Source organism: Clostridium paridis (assembly GCF_016765615.1).
Classification (GTDB): domain Bacteria; phylum Bacillota; class Clostridia; order Clostridiales; family Clostridiaceae; genus Clostridium_T; species Clostridium_T paridis.
This window is the reverse complement of record NZ_JAESWA010000019.1, coordinates 55,822-79,708: the sequence shown is the minus strand read 5'-3', so window position 1 is coordinate 79,708 and position 23,887 is coordinate 55,822. Positions and strand designations below refer to the sequence as shown.

Genomic DNA, 23,887 nt, shown 5'->3' with positions numbered 1-23,887 from the left:
CTCCCATTCTTAAACAAACTTTTTAATAACTTCCTAATAACTTTATAAGAGCTAGATAAATTTTTTCATCTAGCTCTTATATAATTGAAATTTTTACACTGTCTTAAAAACTATTTTACATCTACTGGCTTAAATGCCTTTAACTCATCTATAGTTGATGGAGCTGTTATCTTTCCATCTTTTATAGCATCTTGATATTTTTGAACTAAATCAAGAACGTCTTTAGGAGTGTTCTTGCTTGAAGTTTCTGCTATTCCGATAGCTCCTTCTTTAATTCCTAATACTACATTTTTTCCACCTTGGAATTTATCATCTACAACACTCTTTGTAGCTTCATATGTTGCAGTATCAACTCTCTTAATCATTGAAGAAAGTATAATGTCAGCATATTGTGGAAGTGTTTGTGCTTGGTCCATATCTACTCCGATACCCCAAACTTTGTTACCTGCTTTGTTTGCTTCTTGAATTGCTTGGAACATTCCAACTCCAACACCACCAGCAGCATGGTAAATTACATCGCAACCTGAGTTAATAAGATTTTGAGCTGCTTGTTTTCCTAATGCAGCATCAGCAAAACTATTAACATATGCAACGTTCTTTCTATTTAGTAAATCTGCAGCTGCAGTTGGGTTTACTGATTCAACACCAGCTACAAATCCTGCTTCGAATTTATTTATAAGTGCTTCATCTTTTCCACCTATAAATCCTACTTTGTTAGTTTTTGTAGTCTTTCCTGCTATAACTCCCATTAAGAAAGATCCTTCTTGTTCCTTAAATGTATAAGAAACTACGTTTGGTTTATTTACAACTGTATCAACAATTGCAAACTTTTTATCTGAGTACTTATCTGCTACATTTCCTAGAGCAGTTTCCATTTGGAATCCTATTCCAAAAACTAAATCTGATCCATCTGCAACTAATGCATCTAGATTTGATTCATAGTCATCTTTAGTTTTTGATTCTACTGCTTTATAACCTACTTTAAGGTCATTAACAGCTTTTTTGATACCAGCATCTGCTGATTGGTTAAATGACTTATCATTTAATCCACCTTCATCTGTTGAAAGTCCTACCTTTATTTCCTTTGTGGTTTTAGTAGTAGAATCATCTTTCTTTGCACATCCTGCAAACAAAGTTGCAACTACTGCTATTGCAGAAATTGATGCTATTAATTTTTTATTCATACCTCATACCTCCAATATGTTATCGCTTACGCTTAAATATTATCTCACTAAACTACCGTAGTCAATGAAATTTTTTAAAAATAATGGAAATACAAATTTTTTTTATATTTTATTAATTAAATTTCGTTTTTTTAACAGATTTTATTATTTCCACAGTAGTTTTTAATGATATTCTATTGAAAAAAGTAAATAATAGCTTTCTTTTTCCTATTATTTGTTAAATTAATAGACAATATACTCTAATTTTTTATTAAATTAATAAAAAATTCTTTATCCACTGTTTCGATTCAAGTATCACATATTTTTCTCTAAAAATCTAGTAGTATCTTAGATGTAATTTATTCATATTTATACATAATATTAATGAAGCTTACAATTAATTCATCAATTTAAAATTATTATCTGTTATTTTAAAATTATTTTTTAAACCTGAAGTAACATACACCTTATTATCTTTTGTGACAAAAATTGCCTCAATACCTTTTTGACTTTCAATAAATTTCAATCCATTATCTACACCGAAACAAAATGCTTTTGCTAGGGCATCTCCATCTATTGACTTATTGGTAATAATTGAAACACTTGCTAGTTCATTATCAACAGGATATCCAGTTGAAGTATCTAAAATATGATGATACTTCTTGCCATCTTTAATGAAGTATCTTTCATATATACCAGACGTAACTACTGCCTTATCAGTTACCTCTATTGTTCCTAAATAATCTCCTCTTTCATTATTAGGATTTTGTACTCCAATTTTCCAGTCTGATCCATCAGTCTTAGAACCTACAGTTAAAATGTTTCCACCTAAATCTATAATCGCATGACTTACTCCATTACTTTTTAAAACCTCAGCTACTGCATCACCAGCGTAACCTTTCGCTATTCCGCCTAAATCTAAGGACATTCCCGGTTCTTTTAACATAACTTCTTTTGTATCTTCTTTTAAAAGAACATTTTTATAATTAACAAGAGACTTTGCTTGATTTATCTGATCTTGAGTTGGAAGTGGTTCAGTATCATTTTCTTTTCTTTGATTTACATGCCAGAGTTTAACTAATGGACCTACACTAATATCAAACTTCTCATTAGTTAATTCTCCATATTTTATTCCTTCTTTTATAACATAGAAGGTATTATCAGATACTTTTACATATCCTTTTCCCGCTTGATTATTTACTGCAGAAACCTCACTATCCTCATTGGCAGCATTCATTTTTTTATCTACTTCTCTTAATTTGTCAAATGCCTTATCTAAAACATCACTTGATACTTTATCATATATTGTTACTTTACAAGGTGTATCTAGTAATATTTCGCTTTTTGAAATAGGTTCTGTTGTCTTTTTACCACAAGAAACTAAACTTCCTATTAGGGATAATGTAACTGCTCCCAAAATCAGTCCTTTAAAAACTCTACCTTTAGTCATTTGTCTTCCTCCATTTTCGAAACTGTACTATAGATATTTTAACATAATGATTAATGAATTCAATAAAAGTATTTCTACTAATTCATATATTAATGCTAAAATAAATACTATTCATATAGTAAAGGAGTATGTAAAATGAGGAATACCTTAAATCTACGTAAAATACATCATGTTGCAATTATTTGTTCAAACTATGATATATCAAAAAATTTCTATGTTAATATACTAGGCCTAAATATTATTCGTGAAGTTTATAGAAAAGAAAGGAACTCATATAAACTTGATTTGTCTATTGGTGAAAGTCAAATCGAACTTTTTTCATTCCCAAATCCACCTGAGAGGCCAAGTTATCCCGAGGCTTGTGGTCTTAGACACCTATCTTTTGAAGTTGAGGACATTGATGCTTCAGTAAAATACCTCAATGCAAATAATGTAGGAACTGAGCCTGTAAGAATTGATGAATTTACAGGCAAAAAGTTTACATTCTTTAGTGATCCAGATAATTTACCTATTGAAATTTATCAATTTTAAATTTTCAAAATATTCTTGACATTGTTTTTGCATAGTTATACAATACTAACAATAACCAATTTAATATCAAAGACTTTGATGAGGAGGAGTATATATTCTCTGGATTTAAAGAGAGGGAAAGCTTGGTGTAAATTTCCCATGAAGGAACTATAGAAGGTAGCCTCGGAGTCGTTAATCGAAATGTAAAGAGTAGAATTAAACGTAGTCTCAACGTTAAAGGAGAAGTAGTATCGGTATTATAAGTTTCAACTATATGTGCCCGTACTATATTTAAGAGTGTATTATTTTTATACAAAAATAGGTGGTACCGCGGAGATTCAACCTTCGTCCTTATATATAGGACGAAGGTTTTTTATTTTATAGAAATTTTTATTATTTAAAGGAGTGTTTATTAATGAATTTATCTGGGGCTGAAATTACTATTAAACTTTTAGAACTACTTGGTATTGATACTATCGCTGGTATTCCAGGAGGTGCTAATCTCCCGCTTTATGATGCATTATACAAGAGCAATATTAGCCACATATTGGCTAGGCATGAGCAAGGGGCTGCTTTTATTGCTCAAGGTATAGCAAGGTCAACTGGCAAAGCTGCTGTATGTTTTGCTACATCTGGGCCTGGAGCTACAAATTTATTAACGGCTATAGCTGATGCAAAACTTGACTCTATACCTCTAATTGCAATAACTGGGCAAGTTCCATATTATGCAGTTGGAACTGATGCTTTTCAAGAAGTTGATACCTATGGGCTAACTATTCCAATTACTAAGCATAACTTTTTCATACATTCAATCGAAGAATTATTTGATATTATCCCAGAGGCTTTCAGGATTGCTGAAGATGGCAGGCCTGGCCCTGTGGTAATTGATATTCCAAAAAACATTCAAACTCAAATATATGAATTTAACTCTTGGCCAGAAATCAAACAACAAAAGTCATCTAAAATGCATATATCCTCACAAGATATTGATACTGCAGTAAATTTAATTAATTCCTCTAAAAAACCCATTCTTTATGTAGGAGGAGGTATTATAAATGCTGAATGCTCCCATGACTTATTTAAATTAGCAAAGAAGAATTCTATTCCAGCTACCACTACCTTAATGGCTTTAGGTTCTTTTCCATATCATGATGAACTATATTTAGGCATGCTTGGTATGCATGGTGCTAGATTTACTAATCTACTATTGAATGAGGCAGATTTAATTATTGCTTTAGGTGTTCGATTTGACGATAGGGCTGTATGTAAGATATCTGAATTTTCTCCCAATGCAAAAATTATTCATGTAGATATAGATGAATCTGAAATAAATAAACTCAAAAAAGTTGACCTTTCTATAATTGGTGATATAAGTATTATAATTAAATATCTTATAAAGAAAGTAGATTTAAATCCAAGAGAAAATTGGTTAAAAGAAGTAGCTAACTGTAAAAAGTCATACCCCCTAGTTCTTCCGGCAGAAGAAGATTTGTTTCATCCAATAAATATAATTAAGCAGGTTTCTAAATTTTTAGATGAGGATGCAATAATATCTACTGACGTTGGGCAACATCAAATGTGGACAGCTCAGATATATCCTTTCAACAAACCTAGAACCCTACTAACCTCTGGGGGATTAGGTACCATGGGATTTGGACTTCCTGCTGCTATCGGTGCAGCTTTAGCTAATCCTGACAAACAAATTGTTTGTTTTTCTGGTGATGGTTCTATTTTAATGAACATTCAGGAACTTGCTACCCTATGCGATCTTAATCTTAATATTAAAATAATAATTCTAAATAACAATCATTTAGGATTAGTTAAACAACAGCAAGAGTTATTTTATGATAAACATTTTATAGCTTCAAAGTTTATAACTAAAACAAACTTTGCCTTAGTTGCCAAAGGATTTGGTTTAAACTCATGTAACTTAAACTATGAACAAAATCCAATAGCTAAACTTGAATATGTTTTGAGCTTAAAGGAACCTTATGTAATAAATATTGACATTAACCCAGAAGAAAATGTATTTCCAATGGTTCCTCCTGGAGAAAGTTTAAACAACATGATCGGTGGTGAAAATATATGAATAATAAATATTTAATAATTGAATTATTAGTAAACAATCATCCTGGGGTAATGTCTCATATAACTGGATTATTTGCAAGAAGAGCTTTTAACCTTGAAGGAATATTATGTGGAGAAGTTGGTGATGGACTCAAAAGTAAAATGTACCTCTTGGTAAAAGATGATGTGTTTCTTGATCAAATAATAAAACAATTAAAGAAACTATATGATGTTTTACAGGTTGAGATCCATGACGACTATGAAGAAATAATATTTAAGAATCCAGAATTATTTTTAAAAGCAAAATAATATTTATAAAAGGCAATTGTAGTGACTTATAATTAAGACTGCTACAGTTGCCTTATTTTTCCCGAATAAATCCATTTATTTTCAGATTAATATTCGTAATTCCTATTGCTTATATCTAATTTATTTGATAATATATTCAAGTGATTTTTTTTAGGCGTAAAACAAAAGAAAGTGTATTGTAGAAACTTCAATAGATTTTTTTTACAATTGCTTATGTGAAAAGGAGACATATATTCAATGTTAGAATCATTTTTTAAATTAAAAGAAAACAAAACTAATGTAAAGACTGAAATATTAGCTGGAATTACTACATTTATGACTATGGCTTATATACTAGCAGTTAATCCTTCAATTCTTTCCGCAGCAGGAATGGACTCAGGCGCAGTATTTACAGCAACTGCAATATCAGCGATAGTGGCAACTTTGTTAATTGGGTTACTTGCAAAACTTCCTTTTGCGGCAGCTCCTGCAATGGGACTTAATGCATTTGTAGCTTTTACAGTTGTTAAAGGTATGGGATATTCATGGCAATTTGCTATGACAGCAGTTTTCTTAGAGGGAATTATATTTATACTATTAACAGTATTCAATATACGTGAAGCAATAATAAATAGCTTACCATTAAATATTAAAAGAGCTATTTCAGTAGGAATTGGTTTATTTATCGCACTGATAGGTTTATCAGGTTCTCAAATAATCACTCATGTAGATGGTAGTACTATCGTTTCACTTGGTAATTTAAAAAATCCTGGCGTACTACTTGCAATTATAGGTATTATTATAACTGCCATTTTATTAGCTAGAAAAGTAAAAGGTGCTTTATTAATTGGAATAGCTCTAACTACAATAGTTGGTATACCACTGGGACTAACACACCTTCCTGGGAACCTTGTTAGTGCTCCACCTTCATTAGCTCCAACATTTATGAAATTTGAATGGACTCATGTTTTTAGCCCAGACATGGTTATAGTTCTTTTCACTTTATTGTTTATGGACATGTTTGACACTATAGGAACTTTAGTAGGTGTATCAACAAAGGCTGGTCTCCTTGATGAAAAAGGTAATGTTCCAAGGGCAAAGGAAGCCTTACTTGCTGATGCAATAGGCACTACCGTAGGTGCCTGTCTTGGAACTAGTGCATTATCTGCTTATGTAGAAAGTGCTTCTGGTGTATCCGAAGGAGGAAGAACTGGATTAACAGCGGTTTCAACATCTGTAATGTTTATACTTGCATTATTCCTTTCACCATTATTTTTAATGATACCTACAGAAGCAACTGCTCCTGCATTAATCTTAGTTGGATTATTTATGTTAGAGCCTGTTAAAGAAATTAACTTAACAGATTTTTCTGAAGCTATACCTGCATTTATAGCATTGCTTTTAATTCCAATGAGCTATAGTATTGCTGATGGTATTGCATTTGGTATGATATCTTATGTAATATTGAAATTAACTACTGGTAAGTTTAAAGATATATCAATTGCTACTTGTGTAATATCAATAATATTATTAATTAAGTTTTTCATTTAAAATGTTTATATTAAAAGAGGCCGTATATGGCCTCTTTTTAGTTACTATCTAACTTATATCCAGTGTGTTCTATACACCTTTTAATTTCTTCACCTGTTGCAGGATTATTAAACTGCACCTCAACTGTTCCTCTTGCTAAATCAACTTCAACTTTATGAACTCCTTCTATTTTATCTAATGCATTATTTAATTTTGTTTTACTTTCAGAGCCTGCGAGTCCACTTACTTGATAATGAACATTATTCATATTGAAACCTCCTTAATAATTTATACATTATATTATGGAGAGCTACTATGTTTTTTATCCATTATCAATATCTTAAAAAATAAACTAGCTGATGTAATTACAACTACTCCAATTATTATCCAGCCTACTGAGATAGAATAATCTTTTACCACAAATCCCATGCCTAAAGAACCTACAAGTCCTCCCGATTTCATAAATAGAGATTCTAACGATAAGAGAGTTGCTCTATTCTCATTTTCTACATGATTATTAAATAGTGTGTAATATGGTGATTCTGCCATTCCATTAATTGCATAAAGTAATAGATATACAATTACAAATGTTATTATATTTTTTTGAAAAGCTAGAATTATAAATGAAATCCCAAGTAAGATCCTTATTAAAATCAATACCTTTAGTAAGTTTCCTTTAAACAGTTTGCAAATAGGAGAAATAATTATACTTCCAATAGCACCAGCAAAAAAATATCCTGCATTTATAACTCCAAACACTACAATTTTAGTTTCTTCTCCTAATATATTCTTTACTTGTGGCTGCCAATAAACTTCTAGAGCTGAAAAACCTAATCCCCAAACTACTGTTGATAGCATCATAAAAAAAATAGATTTATTTCTCACTACAATTTTAAGAGAACTTTTCAATGTCTTGGGTGATAATTTTAAGCTTTCTAATATCTTAGCTTTTTTATTTTCATTAATTTCTTCAACTATTAATCTTTTTGTTAATACAATCTGAATAATTATAAGCAATATTTCTACTATAAAATTAATTGAATAAATACTTAAGTGTAGCTTTGCATGAAGTATGGTTCCAATGCTCATAGGAAGTATCCCCGAGAGCAATGAACTCCCTCCTAAGGATATTAATGTGAATACATTAGATTTAGCCAAGGCACTTTGCAAGTCACCCTTTGGAAATTCATTGTTAAATTCATCCACAAACCATGCATCTATTGTACCTGAAGAAAGTGCTTGTGCTATACCCATAAATACAATCCCTATAGATACTTGAAGCAACCCCACAGAAAATATATAAATTATTGCTGCTACACACATCATCATCATAGAAATAATATAAACATTCTTTCTACCATAATTATCTGCTAGTGCTCCTGATGGTACTTCAAAGATTATAACTGTTGCCGATTGTATAGCTACAAGTAGCCCTATTTGTAACAATGAAATTCCCTTATCCATAATGAATAGTGTTGATATTGGTAATAGCATCCCTATTATGCACCAATGAATAGTTTTATTTATTATAAATTTGTTTGTTAAACTTATTTTTTTCATTTAATACCCCCCTGTCAAATTAATCTTACTCTGTAGTGTTCAGACCATTTCAACAGGGATTTTTAAAAATTTTTCTACTAAAATAAAAAAAAGGTGGGGCTAACCCTACCTTTTACCATAAAAATTATAAGTATACACCTTTTCACCTTTTTTAAAGTAATTCTCAAACGGCCCTCCTTCTTCTACATAATCAGAAATCCTTTCCGTTTCTAACTTATAACCTAATTTATTTAAATTCTTTTTAACCTCTTCAAGAATAAAATTAATTCTAAATTTTTTGTCAACAAAACTATCAGCAACAAAATTTTTAAATAAAATATAACTTCCTATAAGCTTACTATGTTCTTTTACTTTATTATCTACTAAATCCAATAGAAAATTCTTATTCTCAAAACCAAAATTACTTGTTCCTGAAATATCCATCACTATATCTATAGACTTATTTTTAATAGGAATATTTAAGAAATCACAGCAAACAAATAAAATATTTCTCTCATAATTCAAGTTTTCTAAGATTGATTTTAAAAAGATATGAGAATTTATATTTCTGTCTACAGCTATATAGGTGCTTGACTCAGGAAGTTCGCTATATATACTCCTTAAACAATATCCCCAACCTGTTCCCAATTCTAGAATTACCTTGTTATTAAAACTATTAAAATCAAGTTCTCTATGTAACCACTCATTTGTTTTATATAAGTTGTCTAAATATTCTTCACTTGTTTCTAATATATAATCCTTTATTGAACTTTCTTTAAAAAAATCCTCATTATTAGCAAGCTTATTTTCATCCATTAAAATACCTTCACTAATTATATATCTTTTACCACATTTGCAACTTAAAGTTCCATCTATTATTTTATTATCAGTTATACTTCCTTGTGTTAATGATAGTCCTTCGTTACAAAGACTGCAGCTAAGTAAATTTAATACACTTATATCAACTCCAATTTTTCTCCGCTCAACATCTTCTGATAACTCCATTGTCTTTAGCTTTTCTTCAAGCTTATTTCTTATATCTGCAAGCCTTTCTATCTCCGCTGAAATATCATTATACTTTCTTTTAAATATACCTTTATAATATTTCTTTTCTTCATTTTTAACCAAGCTAGCTAATTTTTTAAAAAAGAAAATTGTTTTGATTTCATTCAAACTAAAACCTAACGCCTTTAAACTCATTATCTCTTCTATGTCTAGTTGGCATCTTTCATCAAAATCATATTGTTTTCCATTTTTATTTGGTACCAACAATCCTAGATTAATATAGTGTCTTATAGAATCTAAAGTAATATTGTTTTTCTTAGAAAAGGCACCTATTTTCATATCTTCACTTCCTAGTTTTTCTACTCTTTTTTCTTGAGAAAAATTCATTCCATAAATATTTTCCTATTTTAATAATTAAATAGATAATAAATAGGTACAAAAACCCCATTAAGCCTGCAACTATATCCTCAAACTCCATGTTTCCTCTTTTAGTTATCTTTTGACCAATTTCTATGGCAAATACTATTACTACTAGTACTGTAAATGTGTATATAAATGATATAGCTGTGATGCTATACTTAGATAGCTTTTTGAAAGCAAGTTGAGTAATAGCAAAAATACATATCCCAAGTAATCCAATTATAATAAAGTGAAGTTGCTTATCATTAAGTCCCACTCCCATTTTATTAAATATCTTTTGAAGAAAATCATGTAAATTATTAACTACGTTCATTAAAAATTTTATTACACCAGCCATTATAACATCCTACCCCTATCTATTCATTTAATTTAACTTTTATTCTTACTAACTCCGATCTACTCCCTATTCTTATAGGAGGACCCCAAGTCCCAAAACCGGAAGAAACTATTTCAGTGAAGTTTCCTTTTTTAAGCATACCCCAGTCAACTTCAAAAAGCTTTCCTGTTATTAGCTCTCCAGGTGCTAATTGTCCTCTATGCGTATGTCCAGAGACTTCTAAGTCCACTCCTGCTTCAACTGATTCCTGAAGATTCTTCGGTTGATGATCCATTAAAAATATAGGCTTACTTCTATCTACGTCCTCCATTATTTCTGATAAATCTTTTCTCTTCATTCCAGAATAGCTCATTCCCGATATATCATTTCTTCCTACTACGTAGAAGCTATCATCCACCTTAAAATATTCATCTTGAAGAACCTTAACTCCAGATTCCTCCAAAAAACCTACTAGTTTATCTGCTTTTCCACTTATATATTCATGATTTCCAGTAACTGCAAAAACTCCATATTTTGATTTTACTGCTTTCATATACTCACTTATATTCTCATCTATATATGGTTGTATATCATCATTTATTATATCTCCAGCAAGTAGGACCATATCTGGATTTTCCTTATTGGTCATCTCAACCAACTTTTCCATCCTATCCTTATATCCAACACTTCCGATATGAATATCTGATGCCATAATTATCTTTAAATCTTTAATAGCTCCTACATTTTTATTTATGTTTACTTCATAGTCTTTTATAACAGTGTGACTTGCATTCCAAGTTCCATAAACCAAAATAAACATAATAAAAATTGTTATAATTATACCTACAGTTGCCTTAAAGAAATCTGTTATTTGAAAAATACCTAGTTTACCATTTAATATTCTTAAAATATCTACTATAGGTAAAATTATTAGTAAATACATCATTATAGCCATATAATACGACCCTATGTAATCTAGTCCACCTATAATAGTTTTAGGTAAAATCTTAGGTAGTGCCATACTAAAAATATAGCTAAAAGCACTAAACCAAAAGATTATCCATAAAACTTTAGTATTTATACTCTTATTTAAAAGCTGTACCAATTGAATTCCTCTTAACCCTATATAGTAGTTAATGATAACATACAATGCTAAAGCAAAAATAATTGCTGCTATTTTCATTAAACTTATTCCTCCCAAAATTCCTGTGCTTTTATATTCACTGGATACATTCCCCAACTTATTATTATCCATAATTCTAACCTCTTTCAAATATCTTATAATAAATATTTCTATTACTATCTACTATACTTCAATTGCCAATTGTTCTCAACAATCATTGTGATTAATATTTCACTTTATAATGCAATAAAATACAGAAGCTTCCTACCATTAAGAAAACTTCTGTATTTTTAACTATTTTTCAATATGCAAATGGGTATTATCTTCTTTCTTCCCATTTATTATGCTTAAGATATAATTACGTTGAAACATAGATATATCCTTTTCCCAAAGTTTGAATCCTTCAGTGTTTTTTATTTCATCACCAATCTTATATTCAGTTCCTGCAAAATAATTAAGATTTACTATTCTCATTATGTTGCTCATAGCTTTAATTTCTTCAACTGTATATTGTCCTGAACTAGCTAGATTTTCGTATGCCCTATCATATGCTTTATCCCCAAAATACCCTTCGGAATAAGATTTAAAATTAATTAGGTTTTTATCTTTTAATCCATTTTCTTTCGCATAAGCTTCAACATCAACAGACTTAGTACTATAATCGTATCCCTTTTCCTTATCATAATTTATGATTCCGTACTGCTGAGGATATACCGCCAATGAACTAGTTGCTATATCATAAATCTTGGTATTGTTATCTTGAGCGGAGTTTATATTTTGAATATGTATATGCCCTGTCAAAACCAAGTTTATTCCATCCTTTGTAAATTCATCAATAGCATCTTTACTATTATCTAACGTATAATCTTTTTTCACCACTCCACTGTGATCCATTAAGTTGTGATGCATAACTGTTATTAACTTTGCATTATGAGCTTTTGCTAAATCACTACATTTTTTAATCCATTCAAATGTTTCTTTAGTAATCTGTCCCCCTACTTCTGGAGATCCATTTTTAATGTTATTCATATATTTTGCTGTATCCAGCATAAGAAACCAAGTATCTTCTGTTGGTGCTACTAAATAGCTTAATGTCTTCTTATCCCTCGAAACAGCTTCATTATATCCAAAATCCTTATACAACATAGGGAAATCTTTATTGGTTATATAGTCGGTCTTATATTGATCTTCTCCCTTAAAACTTCTTGCATTAGGATTCAAAATATCATGATTTCCTGGAATTACATACACGGAAGTCCCAAGTTCCTCTATCTTATGTAACTTCTTAATCAATTCTTCATGACTCGCCTTTTCACCATTACTTGTTAAGTCCCCGCTTATTATAAGAAATTGAGGTTTACTTTTTTTAATATCATTTATAAAGGCATCCGTAATTTGTTCAATATAATCTGTTTGCTTCCCATCACCTAAGCTTACAAATCTTTGAAAAGCTTCCCCATGATCATTTATACTATCAGGTAAGTAATGTATATCTGATGTCACAAATATAGATACTGATTCCCCTCTTTTAATCTTAGGATCCACTTTCTTATCCCTATATGTATTTAAATTATAAATATAATAACCACCAGCTAAAAAGATTATCAAAATTAGAGACAAAAACGGCCAAGGCTTCTTTTTAATTTTCATATTATCCACTCACTTACTTATTAAAATGTTATGTTCTTAATATCTCATATTATTTAATAATTATAAAGAAATTTTTCAAAAAAGGATGGATTTTTTAATCATCCATCCCTTAATCTTAATATTCTATTCACTTATGTTTTTAAATTGGTTAAGGTACATATTAGAATATACACCTTCTTTTTTAATAAGCTCATCATGATTTCCACTTTCAATAATATTCCCATTATCTATAACCATAATTGTGTTAGCATCCCTTATAGTGCTTAATCTATGGGCTATTATAAAGCTCGTACGCCCTTTCATCATATTTAACATGGCTTCTTGTATTCTTCGTTCTGTTCTTGTATCAACACTACTTGTTGCTTCATCCAATATTAAAATACTTGGTTTTGATAAAATAGCTCTTGCTATAGCTAAAAGCTGCCTCTGCCCTTGGCTTAAGTTTCCTCCACTTTCCCAAAGCATTGTATCATATCCATTAGGCAATCTTTTTATAAAAGCATCTGCATTTGCCATAATTGCTGCTGCTTCAACCTCTTCATTTGAGGCATCTGGTTTTCCATACTTTATATTTTCCTTTATTGTACCTGAAAAAAGATAAGTATCTTGAAGAACTACCCCAAAGGCTTTTCTCAGACTTTCCCTTGTATATTCTCTTATATCTCTTCCATCAATTAATATTCTGCCCTCGGTAACATCGTAAAACCTAGTAAGCAAATTAACTATTGTTGTTTTACCTGCTCCTGTTGGCCCTACTAGAGCTGTATCTGTGCCCTCTTTAGATTCGAAGCTAATGTTTTTAAGTATAGGAACGTCTGCTCTATACCCAAAGGATACATCTTCAAAAACTACATGTCCTTTAATATTTTCAAGAGAAATTGCATTTTCTATATCCAAAGGCTCCTCTTCCTCATCCAAAATATCGAAAACTCTTTCTGCTCCAGCTACTGCTGATTGTAGTGTATTAAAAATATTTGCCAAGTCATTTAAAGGTCTAGTAAATTGTCTTGAATAACTTAAAAAGCTAGCTATTACCCCTACTGTAATAAGGTTCTTTACTGCTAAAGACCCCCCAATACCAGCTACCACTGCAAATCCGACATTATTAATTACATTCATTAAAGGCATTAGAAACCCTGACCAAATCTGAGCCTTAAGGCCAACAGTGCATAAACTTGAATTTAGCTCCTGAAATTCTTCAATAGCCTTATCTTCATGATTAAAAGCTTTTACTACATCTATTCCTGAAATAGTCTCCTCAATATATCCATTTAATCTTCCTAACTGAACTTGCTGCTCTTTAAATAATACCTTAGTTTTCTTAGCTATTACCTTTGTAAGTAAATAAACTAAAGGGGCTGTTATTATGCTTGCTAAAGTTAATATTGGACTTAGGACTAGCATCATTATTAAAGAACCCAATATTGTAATCACCCCAGACATAAGCTGTGTTGTTGATTGAGATATGGTACTACTTACATTTTCTATATCATTAGTTAGTCTACTCATTACCTCACCATGAGGATGGGTATCAAAAAAACCTATAGGTAATTTCTGCAGCTTACTAAATAAAGTTCTTCTAAGCCCTTTTACTATTCTTTGAGATATACCTGCCATTAGCCAGCCTTGCAGAAAATTTAGAATCGCATCAATAAAATATGCTCCAAATAAGGCTATTATAATGTATGTTAATATTGAAAAATTCACTCTATGATTATTACTAGACATTGCATCTATGGACTTTCCAATTATATATGGAACTAAAAGTGTTATTACTGCATCAATAATTATAAATACAAAGGTTATTAACAATAGGTTTCTCTCTTTTCCAAAATAGTTCCACAACCTTTTCATAGTTCCTCTAAAATTCTTTGGTTTTACTACAGGTGCCATTCTATTACCTTGGCCTGGACCTCTTCTCATCAATGATGGGGGAGTAACGTTATTTGAATTATCTTCCTTCATTCTTATATTGCCTCCTTCCCAATTTGCGACTTAAATATCTCTTGATAAGTTTCACATTCCTTCATAAGTTCCTTATGAGTTCCAATTCCTACAATCTCACCTTTATCTAAAACAATTGTTCTATCCGTATTCATTACAGAAGTAATTCTTTGAGCTATGATTATAGTAGTAAGCTCACTTGAGTATTTTCTTAATTCTTCCCTTATTTCAGCTTCAGTCGTAACATCTAGTGCACTTGTGCAATCATCTAAAATCAATAATTCCGGATCTTTTACTAACGCTCTAGCAATTGAAATTCTCTGTTTCTGGCCACCTGAAAAATTCACTCCACCTTGTCCTATCAAAGTATCATATCCATCTGGCAATTTCTCAATAAAATCATGAATTCTAGCAATAGTTGAAACTTTCTCTATATGCTCTTCAGTAGCCTTTTCATTTCCCCACCTAATATTCTCAGATATTGTGCCAGTAAATAAAACTGTCTTCTGAGGCACAATAGCTATCTTTTCTCTTAAGACCTTAGTATCTAATTCCTTTACATCTATATCATCAACTCTTATTTCACCATCAATAGCATCGTAAAACCTAGGAATCAAATTCACAAGAGTACTTTTGCCTGAACCAGTAGATCCAATTATCCCCACAGTTTCTCCTTCTAAGCAACTAAAGGATATATTATTAAGTACTTTTTCCTCATAAGACTCTGAATAGCTAAAGCTTACATTTATAAAATCTATCTTACCTTTTGAAGCAAACTCTTTTATTTGTTTCCCCTTTATAATCATTGTATTTTCTTTAGAAAATACTTCTTCTATACGCTCTGCCGAGGCTTTTGCTCTTACTAACATATTAAATACATTTGAAATTATCATAAGTGAAAATAAAATTTGGGTCATATAGTTTACAAATGCTATTATTTGGCCTACCTGCATTTGCCCTTGATTTACCTTTACTCCTCCTAACCATATCACTGCAACTATTCCTAAATTTACAGTAAAAGTAATTGCAGGAGAAAATATAGCCATCCTCTTCATTGCTTTCGTTGATATTTCTGATAATTCTTCGTTTGAATTTCCAAACCTATTTTCTTCATAGCTAAATCTATTAAATGCCTTAACTACTCGTATTCCTGACAGATATTCTCTCATTATGCTATTTACCTTATCTAAAGCTTTTTGCACTTTCCTAAACAAAGGGTATCCTATCTTCATGTTCAAAGAAATGATAATAAATACCACTGGAATTACAGCTAATAATATTAGAGCTAATCTATAATTTAATCTTATAACCATAAATAAACTTCCTATGCATAATAAAGGAGCCTTAACAAAAATTCGCATAAGACCATTAGCAAAAACTTGGATTTGATTCACATCATTTGTCAATCTCGTAATCAGAGATGCTCTATCGAATTCATCTATGTTTTTGGAAGAAAAGCTTTGTATCTTCTTATATAAATCTAGTCTTAATTCTGCACCAAAATTTTGAGAAACATTAGTTGCTATTATATTTCTAGTTGATGCTGCTATAGCTCCTACCAATGTTACTAAAAGCATTATACCTCCTAGTTTTATTACATAGTCCATATTCTTTTCAGCTACTCCAATATCTACTATTCTTGACATTATTGTAGGCTGTAATAAATCACACAAAGCCTCTAATGTAAGGAAAAGAACTGCAAGAAGAAATAATCTCCAGTATTTTTTAATATACTTGTTTAAAAAATCCATATAGGTTTCACCGCCTCAAAAAAGTCATAGCGAGTATTGACTATACCCACTATGACTCTATCTATAATTCTAAAATCATTATACTCTTTTTTATCTTACATTTACTACTTATGCAAAAACTTTACGGATATTTAAAAATTTCTAATGAATTTTTATTCATCTTTATTTAAAGGCAAACTAATAATTATCTTAGTTCCCTTATCTAAAGCACTCTTAACTGATATTTGTCCCTTATGACTTTTAACTATCCACCTTGCTATGGATAGTCCAAGCCCCGTTCCTCCTGTTTCTCTTGTTCTAGACTCATCTGCTCTATAAAATCTATTGAATATTTTAGGTAAATCTTCTTCTGATATCCCTATTCCATTATCTTCAATTACTATTAAAACTTCTTTCTTTTCTAAATAAGAGTTTAGCTTTATAGTTCCATCAATTGGAGTATACTTTATACTATTATCAATGAATATTCTTAGCATTTGCTTAATTAGCTTTCTATCACCATAAATTTCTACACTATCATTTCTTTCTAGAATTATATTGTGATTGCTATCAATTAATTGAGTGTCCTTTAGTATTTCCTCCATTAAATTTTCTAATGTAAATATTTCAAAATTTATCTCTTGTGTATTTTTATCTCCTCTTGCTAAAAACAAAAGATTCTCAACTAGCTTCTTCATATTTTCAGCTTCAGATTTAATTGCATCAATAGATTCTTGTAGAACCTTTTGATCCTCTTTTCCCCATCTATCTAGTAACTTTACATATCCTTGAATTACTGCTATAGGGGTTCTTAACTCATGAGATGCATCTGATACAAATTGATTTTGAACTTCGTAAGATTTTTGAATTCTATCAAGCATATCATTTACTGTTATCGATAAATCCTTAAGTTCATTTTGTGTCCCACTTATATTGAGTCTTGTATTCAACTCATTTATTGTAATATTCTTAACCGTATTATTCATTTCATCAATTGGCTTTAATATCTTCTTTGTTCCCTTAGTTGCTTTACTTAAAGATAATAAAATTAGTACAACTTCTACCAATACTAATATACTTAATATTATCTTTAACTCATTTAGCTCATTAGAAAATCCATATTGAGCTACTACCTTGATATCTCCGCTCTCAGTAGTAAGCCTTTTTTCATATACATAATTAATATTTAATAGTGTATTTATTTTCTTATTTAAAGCTTCCTTTGAATTAAATGGATTTTCATTAGTTTTCAATGAATTTTCATTATCTATTTTAAAGACTGTATTAATTAATTCTGCAGTCTCACTATTATTTGTGTACATTAAATTATTATTTTCATCATAAAAATAATAGTTAATCGCCTCAGTATGTCCAACGCCTTCAATAATCCCTGTAGGAAGATCTTTCTGTTGTTTTTGTATTTGATATATATAACTAACAGACTCAATTACCTTACTTTTATTTGTCTTATAAACTGCATAACCATAAATAATGCTAATTGCAATATTTAAAAAAATCAACATCCCAATTAATCGCAAGGTATACATAGTATTTAACTTTAAAACTATTGACAATCTAATCCTTGTAATTATTCCTTCTGAAGTTTTCTTAATTTCTTTTTTCACATTTTCGGCATATTCTTTGCTTATATCGTTAAATTTATTGTTATTCATCTTTCACTGAATACCCTACCCCTCTTACGGTATAGATTATTTTTTTATTAAATTTATCATCTAATTTACTTCTTAAATATCTTATATAAACATCTACTACATTAGTATCTCCATAGTAATCATAGCCCCAAACTTCTTCAACTATTTTTTCCCTAGATAATACTTTGTTTTTATTTTCTAGAAGATATTTTAATAGATCAAATTCTCTTTTGGTTATCTCTATCGCTTCTTGATCATAGCTTACAGTGTATTTTTCCAAGTCAACCTTAAGCTTTCCTGCCGTTAATATATTACCTTCAATTCTATTTACACTTTTTCTCTTTAAAGCCACCCTTATTCTTGCTAATAATTCTTCAATCTCAAAAGGTTTTGTTACATAATCATCTGCCCCAAGATCAAGTCCTGTTACCTTATCTACAGTTTCGTCCTTGGCGGTTAACATAATAACAGGAATTTCTGATATTGCTCTTACACGTCTTAAAACTTCAATTCCGCTCATTGTAGGCAGCATAATATCTAATAGAATCAAATCAAAATTGCCATTCTTAAATGTTTCAAAACCTGTCCTTCCATCATGCGCCTTCTCTACTTCATACCCTTCATAATTAAGCTCTAGTTCAACAAATCTTGCTATTTTAACCTCATCTTCAATAATCAATATCTTTCCCTTCATTATTTCAACCCCTCAAGTATTTTAATTAAATTATAACCTATCATAAACATAAAATAAGGATATTTTTAAAGAATCTCGTATCTCTACTGCAACTCTTTAAAAACATCCCCTTAATTATTATTTAACAAATTCACTTTTAATGTTTTCCGCAGTTGTGCTAGCTTTATCCATTGTATCATTCGCCCTAGTTTTTTCTATATCGTCTCCTACAAATTTAATTTTATGACCTGTAAATAACGCTAATAATAGTAATGGTAATGAAATATATGGTGCTAATACAACCACTAAAACTATTACTGTTAGTGAAAGTCTTAGTATTACATTATCATTTTTCACAATTACTAAGTGGTTTGAATTACCTTTTCTTAAAACATTCTTTGACCAAGAAATCACTTTGCATACAGCCCTTGTAAAACCATCTTGCTCTTCTTTTTGTTCTTCTTTGTGATCCTCTTTATACTCTTGCTTTTTTGAATTAATCTTATTATTTCTTTCAAGATATATTATAGCTTCTAAAATATCTCCTTGAGAATTTTCTAACGCCTCCTTAGCATCTTCGTAAGTTACATCTACTCTAGCTCTTAATTCATCAATCATCTCTATTGTTATCATAATAATCCCTCCAAAATTTATATGTTTTTCATTTTCTTTAAATCATTCATTTACTCTACACTTTTATTATAGATTTCATTAATTATAGAATGATTAATGAATTATTAGAATTTGATTAGAAAATTAATTTTATCGTAATTTTTTATTTATTTAGTTTAATGCTAAGATATTGTAATATAATATATATGATATTATGAAATCATTATTTATTAATTTTAGAGGTGCAGGATTATGACAAAAACAATTAATGAATCCCTTCATGAAATGAGAGGGAAATTACTTTATTACTCAAAATTATTAGAAAAGTTATCAAAAATCGAGAAAGAAATAATAAGAACTAAGCATCAACTTATGGCATTAAGTGATATTTGGGATAACGAAGAATCAGATGTTAAAGAATTAAACTCCTTCTCCCTAACTACACTTTTTTTAAAACTATCAGGTAAGTTCGATAAGAAGATTTCAGAGGAAAATAGAGAACTTCTTGAAGCAAAAGCAAACTTTGAAAAGTGTAATAATTATCTAATGACACTTTTAGAAGAAAAAAAACAATTATCAGAAGAAGCTTCTAGCTACTATACCTTGGAACAAGATTATAATAAATTATTAAGTGAAAAAGAGGCATCTCTTTATGCTTCAGACAACCCTAGTAAAGAGAAGTTAGTTGCAATTTCTAGCAATATTAACAAGCTTAACCTTGAACTTAAAGAAATTAATGAAGCTATTGATCAAGGTTCTGAGTTATATTCAGTATTGAGAAACTTAACTTCAGAATTAGAAGATGCAGAAAGTGTATTAAGAGAAACCAATCTTAATAAAGTTACAAGTCAACTTAAAATAGAAAACATTTCTGATTACATAAATCAAGTAAAATTACAATTAAGTAAGTATAAAGTAGAATTAAGTGATTTAGATGATACACTACAAGATACTATAAATCTAAATGAATTAGATTCTTTATGCGATAGTCTTTTTGACAACTTCTTTGCAGATCTTATGGTGGAAGCACCAATAAAAGATGCTCTCCAAGATGTTAAAGCTTTAAGAACTGCTATTGAAAAGATTCAGTCTTCCTTAAGAGATGATAAAAAATCTTTACTTGAAAATATATCAAATCTAAAAACAGAAAAAGATAAGATTTTAGAAGAATCCTAAACATAAAAGATGGAATAAGCTTATAGACTTATTCCATCTTTTTATATTACTCATAGGGTTTTAAGTTCAACTATTAACTTATTCATGCCTGAAAATGTCCAGAAGCCGACATTTTCAAACAAGTATAAGTTAAGTTTCCTATAAAAAACCCTATATATCCTTTGAAAATAACCATTTCTTATCATTAAAGCTCCTGCCTTTTATTGTTACCTTGCCATTATTTACTTCCACGTATAGCCCTTGATTATTGTTTACATTCTGTCTGTTACCAGAACCATCTGTTACTATAGTATAGGCTACAGCTCCTGTATGGACTGTTGTAAAAGGAAGATTAGTCTTTACACCGTTCTCATCTAACGGAGCATGGGTATGGGAGGTAAATAAGACTACCTCTGGATATTTCGATAGTATATCCTTAACTTGCTGCCCTTGTTCCACTCCTGTAAACCCTTTTCCATTATTATTTAATGGTTGATGTAAAAATACAAAGATAGGTTTACCCTTTACGTATTTTTCTGCTAGCTTTTCTTCTAACCATTTTAATTGTTTATCAGATAAAAATGCCTTCATAGATCCAAGTTCTTTAGTATTTCCTGATTCCGAACCAAGAGATATAAAGTGATAATCTTTAATCCATTTATCATGATATACAAATTCTTCTCCTGAAAAGTCTAGATATCTTTTTTTAAATACTTCAACTTGCTCTGGAGAATTTTGCTCTATATTATAATCAAAAAATTCGTGATTTCCTATATTACTTATTATTATCTTAGGTAAAATTGAGCTTTTTTTATCCAATGCTTTTTTTACAGATTCATATTGACTTGGAATTCCTTGACCTACTACATCCCCATTCATTATTAAAGCATCCATTTGTGGATTTATTTCATGAAAATCTTCAGCTAATTTATTAAAATTATCAATCTTTTCATGCAAATCCCCAATAACTCCAAATGAAAGCTCTGAACTTGTAGATACCTCTTTAGCTGATGATACCTCCCTATCCATTGCAAGTTTTTCTTTATAACTAAAAAAGGCAATTGCCGCAATAAACATGATTATAACATCAAGTAATATTAATACTTTCTTCAAAATCCTCAATCCTTACAAATTAAATTTTTTCTATATTTTTCCCTTAAATTATCTTTGCATCTTTATTATATTTTTATTCATATAAAATATCAATTAATACCTATTATTAATATACAAAAAATTGTATCCATACATTTTGCATTTTTTTTAAATTGTTTTAAGATAATAACATTAATAATATTAAGGGGGCAATCATCATGACACCAAACACAACAAACAAATCAAAAACAAGTGATATCGCGCTTTATGGATTATTTATTGCATTAATCTATGTAGCAACGCGATTCATAAATATTCCTGGACCTACTCCAGGCGGCCTATTTCATTTAGGAAATGTTATGGCTTTTACCATTGCAATAGTATTTGGTAAAAGAGCAGGAGCAATATCAGCAGCTTTCGGAATGGCTCTATTTGATATAACAAGTTCATTTTTACCTTGGGCACCTTTTACTTTTATAATTAGGTTTGCCATGGGATATACTATAGGTTATCTATCTGATAAAGGCACTAACGGTAAGGCTTCAAAATCTTTATTTTTTAACCTTTTGGGAATAGCTTTAGCTACCATAATAATGATAGGTGGATACTATATAGCTGAAGTAATTCTTTACGGAAACTTATATGCACCTATACAATCAATTTGGGGTAATTTTATGCAATGTGTAGTAGGTACAGTCTTAGGTCTTCCTCTTGCAACTGCAGTTAAATCTGCTTTTATAAAAAGAAATTTATTAACTAGAGCTTAAGGAGATATAAATGGATAAATTAATTATGACTCCAGGTCCAACTTATATAAGAGAAAATGTAAGAGTGGCATTAAGCCAAGAAATTACTAACCCTGATTTGGACCTAGATTTTTATGAATTTTATAAAGAAACTTGTAATAAACTTCAAACTCTTTTAAAAACTAAAAATAATATCCTTATTCTATCTGGAGAAGGAATATTAGGTTTAGAAGCTGCTTGTGCTTCTTTAGTTGAAAAGGGCGATAAGGTATTATGTATTGAAAATGGAATATATGGCGAAGGGTTTGGAGATTTCTGCAAAATATACGGTGGGGAAGTTACTTATTTTCATGATGATAGAAGAAAGGGCTTAGATTATGATAAGCTTGAAAACTTTCTACAAGAAAATCATGATTTTAAGATTGCAACCTTAGTTCACTGTGAAACGCCTTCTGGGATAACTAATTCAATCTCTGACATATGTAAACTTCTTAATAAGTATGGAATTATCTCTATAGTTGATGCAGTTTCTAGTATTGCTGGAGAAGAAATAAATATAGATGAATGGAAAATAGATGTGGTTATTGGAGGTTCACAGAAATGTCTTTCTGCTCCTCCAGGTTTAACCTTTCTATCTATAAGCAAAAGAGCACAAGATGCCATGAATAATAGAAAAACTCCTGTACAAGGTTTCTATACCAACTTATCTATATGGAAGAATTGGTATGAAGAAAAATGGTTCCCTTATACTCAACCTATTAGTGATATTTATGCACTAACTCAAGCAATAGATAACGTACTTGACGATAACAACATTATTAAAAGACATACGCTATTTGCTAATGCTGTTAGAGGTGCACTAATAAACTCAGGATTAGAACTTTTCCCTAATGATCATTTTTCAAATACTGTAACTACAGTTCTTGTTCCTTCTGGAATTGAATATAAAGATATATTTAATAAATTAATCAAGGAGCATAATATAATAATTGCAGGTGGCTTTGACTTTTTACAAGATAAAATCTTTAGAATTGGCCATATGGGAGAAAATTGTTATGAAGATAAATTATATCTTACATTAAAAGCACTTAATACAGTATTAAAGGAACTAAACTTCGAACTTAAAGCAGATCTTCACCAAGAATTTGTTAAATTGCTTCCATAATTTCCATAAAATTGACTTGTTTTAAAAGCTTATTATACAATGTGTATAATAAGCTTT

General features: G+C 30.0%; 21 protein-coding genes and 1 other annotated feature. Of the genes, 7 read left to right on the top strand and 14 right to left on the bottom strand.

The genetic code is table 11. The annotated features are described in order from the left end of the window. Positions 1-110: 110 nt before the first annotated feature. Both JK634_RS05760 and JK634_RS05755 read right to left on the bottom strand, forming a co-directional pair. Entirely contained in the window at positions 111-1,184 is a 1,074-nt protein-coding gene (locus JK634_RS05760; RefSeq protein WP_202766682.1) for a BMP family lipoprotein, read from the bottom strand. Positions 1,185-1,560: 376 nt separating this feature from the next. Continuing rightward, the gene (locus JK634_RS05755; protein WP_202766681.1) at positions 1,561-2,613 is read right to left on the bottom strand and encodes an FAD:protein FMN transferase; all 1,053 of its coding nucleotides are present in this window, start codon (positions 2,611-2,613) and stop codon (positions 1,561-1,563) included. 135 nt (positions 2,614-2,748) lie between these two features. On the opposite strand from JK634_RS05755, the gene gloA2 reads away from it, so the two are divergent. From gloA2 to JK634_RS05735, 4 genes are all read left to right on the top strand, one after another. Continuing rightward, positions 2,749-3,144: an SMU1112c/YaeR family gloxylase I-like metalloprotein gene (gloA2, locus tag JK634_RS05750; RefSeq protein WP_202766680.1), complete on the top strand. Its 396-nt coding sequence runs from the start codon at positions 2,749-2,751 to the stop codon at positions 3,142-3,144. 66 nt (positions 3,145-3,210) lie between these two features. Then, positions 3,211-3,479, top strand: a binding site (T-box leader). A 59-nt stretch (positions 3,480-3,538) separates the two neighbouring features. Further along, positions 3,539-5,212, top strand: coding sequence for a biosynthetic-type acetolactate synthase large subunit (gene ilvB / locus JK634_RS05745; RefSeq protein ID WP_202766679.1), 1,674 nt, complete (start codon positions 3,539-3,541; stop codon positions 5,210-5,212). Then, positions 5,209-5,499, top strand: a complete 291-nt coding sequence (gene ilvN / locus JK634_RS05740; protein WP_202766678.1) for an acetolactate synthase small subunit — start codon at positions 5,209-5,211, stop codon at positions 5,497-5,499. The genes ilvB and ilvN overlap by 4 nt, the downstream gene beginning before the upstream one ends. A 237-nt stretch (positions 5,500-5,736) precedes the next feature. Continuing rightward, entirely contained in the window at positions 5,737-7,029 is a 1,293-nt protein-coding gene (locus JK634_RS05735; RefSeq protein ID WP_202766677.1) for an NCS2 family permease, read from the top strand. A 37-nt stretch (positions 7,030-7,066) separates the two neighbouring features. On the opposite strand, the gene JK634_RS05730 is transcribed toward JK634_RS05735, so the two are convergent. The 11 genes from JK634_RS05730 to JK634_RS05680 all read right to left on the bottom strand — a co-directional run bounded on the left by JK634_RS05730 (position 7,067) and on the right by JK634_RS05680 (position 19,693). Further along, positions 7,067-7,276 (bottom strand): heavy-metal-associated domain-containing protein, encoded by a 210-nt coding sequence (locus tag JK634_RS05730; RefSeq protein ID WP_202766676.1) that lies wholly within the window; start codon positions 7,274-7,276, stop codon positions 7,067-7,069. A gap of 32 nt (positions 7,277-7,308) precedes the next feature. Next, complete coding sequence (locus tag JK634_RS05725; RefSeq protein ID WP_202766675.1) at positions 7,309-8,568, bottom strand: MFS transporter; 1,260 nt, start codon at positions 8,566-8,568, stop codon at positions 7,309-7,311. 105 nt (positions 8,569-8,673) lie between these two features. Further along, on the bottom strand, positions 8,674-9,939 hold the full coding sequence (locus tag JK634_RS05720; protein WP_243425566.1) for a MerR family transcriptional regulator: 1,266 nt from the start codon (positions 9,937-9,939) through the stop codon (positions 8,674-8,676). Beyond that, complete coding sequence (locus tag JK634_RS05715; protein WP_202766674.1) at positions 9,896-10,309, bottom strand: hypothetical protein; 414 nt, start codon at positions 10,307-10,309, stop codon at positions 9,896-9,898. Before JK634_RS05715 ends, JK634_RS05720 begins: the two co-directional genes overlap by 44 nt. A gap of 19 nt (positions 10,310-10,328) precedes the next feature. Continuing rightward, positions 10,329-11,543, bottom strand: coding sequence for a metallophosphoesterase (locus JK634_RS05710; protein ID WP_202766673.1), 1,215 nt, complete (start codon positions 11,541-11,543; stop codon positions 10,329-10,331). Between the two features lie 162 nt (positions 11,544-11,705). Continuing rightward, the gene (locus JK634_RS05705) at positions 11,706-13,061 is read right to left on the bottom strand and encodes a metallophosphoesterase (protein ID WP_202766672.1); all 1,356 of its coding nucleotides are present in this window, start codon (positions 13,059-13,061) and stop codon (positions 11,706-11,708) included. A gap of 123 nt (positions 13,062-13,184) precedes the next feature. Further along, positions 13,185-15,026 carry an ABC transporter ATP-binding protein gene (locus JK634_RS05700; protein WP_202766671.1) on the bottom strand — a complete coding sequence of 614 codons (1,842 nt, stop codon included), beginning with the start codon at positions 15,024-15,026 and terminating at the stop codon, positions 13,185-13,187. A 2-nt stretch (positions 15,027-15,028) separates the two neighbouring features. Then, positions 15,029-16,756: an ABC transporter ATP-binding protein gene (locus tag JK634_RS05695; RefSeq protein ID WP_202766670.1), complete on the bottom strand. Its 1,728-nt coding sequence runs from the start codon at positions 16,754-16,756 to the stop codon at positions 15,029-15,031. Between the two features lie 152 nt (positions 16,757-16,908). Continuing rightward, positions 16,909-18,408: a sensor histidine kinase gene (locus tag JK634_RS05690; RefSeq protein WP_202766669.1), complete on the bottom strand. Its 1,500-nt coding sequence runs from the start codon at positions 18,406-18,408 to the stop codon at positions 16,909-16,911. Further along, positions 18,401-19,081, bottom strand: a complete 681-nt coding sequence (locus JK634_RS05685; RefSeq protein ID WP_202766668.1) for a response regulator transcription factor — start codon at positions 19,079-19,081, stop codon at positions 18,401-18,403. Before JK634_RS05685 ends, JK634_RS05690 begins: the two co-directional genes overlap by 8 nt. A 117-nt stretch (positions 19,082-19,198) precedes the next feature. Continuing rightward, positions 19,199-19,693, bottom strand: coding sequence for a DUF4342 domain-containing protein (locus tag JK634_RS05680; RefSeq protein ID WP_202766667.1), 495 nt, complete (start codon positions 19,691-19,693; stop codon positions 19,199-19,201). A gap of 231 nt (positions 19,694-19,924) precedes the next feature. Between JK634_RS05680 and JK634_RS05675 the strand changes: the two genes are divergently transcribed. Beyond that, the gene (locus tag JK634_RS05675) at positions 19,925-20,848 is read left to right on the top strand and encodes a coiled-coil domain-containing protein (protein WP_202766666.1); all 924 of its coding nucleotides are present in this window, start codon (positions 19,925-19,927) and stop codon (positions 20,846-20,848) included. 150 nt (positions 20,849-20,998) lie between these two features. Here the strand turns inward: JK634_RS05675 and JK634_RS05670 are convergent, their stop codons facing one another. Then, complete coding sequence (locus tag JK634_RS05670) at positions 20,999-21,940, bottom strand: metallophosphoesterase family protein (RefSeq protein ID WP_243425565.1); 942 nt, start codon at positions 21,938-21,940, stop codon at positions 20,999-21,001. Between the two features lie 197 nt (positions 21,941-22,137). Between JK634_RS05670 and JK634_RS05665 the strand changes: the two genes are divergently transcribed. Together JK634_RS05665 and JK634_RS05660 are read left to right on the top strand one after the other, a co-directional pair. Next, positions 22,138-22,686 carry an ECF transporter S component gene (locus JK634_RS05665; RefSeq protein WP_202766665.1) on the top strand — a complete coding sequence of 183 codons (549 nt, stop codon included), beginning with the start codon at positions 22,138-22,140 and terminating at the stop codon, positions 22,684-22,686. Between the two features lie 10 nt (positions 22,687-22,696). Continuing rightward, positions 22,697-23,830, top strand: a complete 1,134-nt coding sequence (locus JK634_RS05660) for a pyridoxal-phosphate-dependent aminotransferase family protein (protein WP_202766664.1) — start codon at positions 22,697-22,699, stop codon at positions 23,828-23,830. Positions 23,831-23,887: the final 57 nt, after the last annotated feature.

What these genes read in the sequence shown, in the direction of transcription:
- JK634_RS05760 (WP_202766682.1), bottom strand. Translation starts at nt 1,184, where the DNA reads ATGAATAAAAAATTAATAGCATCAATTTCTGCAATAGCAGTAGTTGCA.
- JK634_RS05755 (WP_202766681.1), bottom strand. Translation starts at nt 2,613, where the DNA reads ATGACTAAAGGTAGAGTTTTTAAAGGACTGATTTTGGGAGCAGTTACA.
- gloA2 (WP_202766680.1), top strand. Translation starts at nt 2,749, where the DNA reads ATGAGGAATACCTTAAATCTACGTAAAATACATCATGTTGCAATTATT.
- ilvB (WP_202766679.1), top strand. Translation starts at nt 3,539, where the DNA reads ATGAATTTATCTGGGGCTGAAATTACTATTAAACTTTTAGAACTACTT.
- ilvN (WP_202766678.1), top strand. Translation starts at nt 5,209, where the DNA reads ATGAATAATAAATATTTAATAATTGAATTATTAGTAAACAATCATCCT.
- JK634_RS05735 (WP_202766677.1), top strand. Translation starts at nt 5,737, where the DNA reads ATGTTAGAATCATTTTTTAAATTAAAAGAAAACAAAACTAATGTAAAG.
- JK634_RS05730 (WP_202766676.1), bottom strand. Translation starts at nt 7,276, where the DNA reads ATGAATAATGTTCATTATCAAGTAAGTGGACTCGCAGGCTCTGAAAGT.
- JK634_RS05725 (WP_202766675.1), bottom strand. Translation starts at nt 8,568, where the DNA reads ATGAAAAAAATAAGTTTAACAAACAAATTTATAATAAATAAAACTATT.
- JK634_RS05720 (WP_243425566.1), bottom strand. Translation starts at nt 9,939, where the DNA reads ATGAATTTTTCTCAAGAAAAAAGAGTAGAAAAACTAGGAAGTGAAGAT.
- JK634_RS05715 (WP_202766674.1), bottom strand. Translation starts at nt 10,309, where the DNA reads ATGGCTGGTGTAATAAAATTTTTAATGAACGTAGTTAATAATTTACAT.
- JK634_RS05710 (WP_202766673.1), bottom strand. Translation starts at nt 11,543, where the DNA reads ATGGATAATAATAAGTTGGGGAATGTATCCAGTGAATATAAAAGCACA.
- JK634_RS05705 (WP_202766672.1), bottom strand. Translation starts at nt 13,061, where the DNA reads ATGAAAATTAAAAAGAAGCCTTGGCCGTTTTTGTCTCTAATTTTGATA.
- JK634_RS05700 (WP_202766671.1), bottom strand. Translation starts at nt 15,026, where the DNA reads ATGAAGGAAGATAATTCAAATAACGTTACTCCCCCATCATTGATGAGA.
- JK634_RS05695 (WP_202766670.1), bottom strand. Translation starts at nt 16,756, where the DNA reads ATGGATTTTTTAAACAAGTATATTAAAAAATACTGGAGATTATTTCTT.
- JK634_RS05690 (WP_202766669.1), bottom strand. Translation starts at nt 18,408, where the DNA reads ATGAATAACAATAAATTTAACGATATAAGCAAAGAATATGCCGAAAAT.
- JK634_RS05685 (WP_202766668.1), bottom strand. Translation starts at nt 19,081, where the DNA reads ATGAAGGGAAAGATATTGATTATTGAAGATGAGGTTAAAATAGCAAGA.
- JK634_RS05680 (WP_202766667.1), bottom strand. Translation starts at nt 19,693, where the DNA reads ATGATAACAATAGAGATGATTGATGAATTAAGAGCTAGAGTAGATGTA.
- JK634_RS05675 (WP_202766666.1), top strand. Translation starts at nt 19,925, where the DNA reads ATGACAAAAACAATTAATGAATCCCTTCATGAAATGAGAGGGAAATTA.
- JK634_RS05665 (WP_202766665.1), top strand. Translation starts at nt 22,138, where the DNA reads ATGACACCAAACACAACAAACAAATCAAAAACAAGTGATATCGCGCTT.
- JK634_RS05660 (WP_202766664.1), top strand. Translation starts at nt 22,697, where the DNA reads ATGGATAAATTAATTATGACTCCAGGTCCAACTTATATAAGAGAAAAT.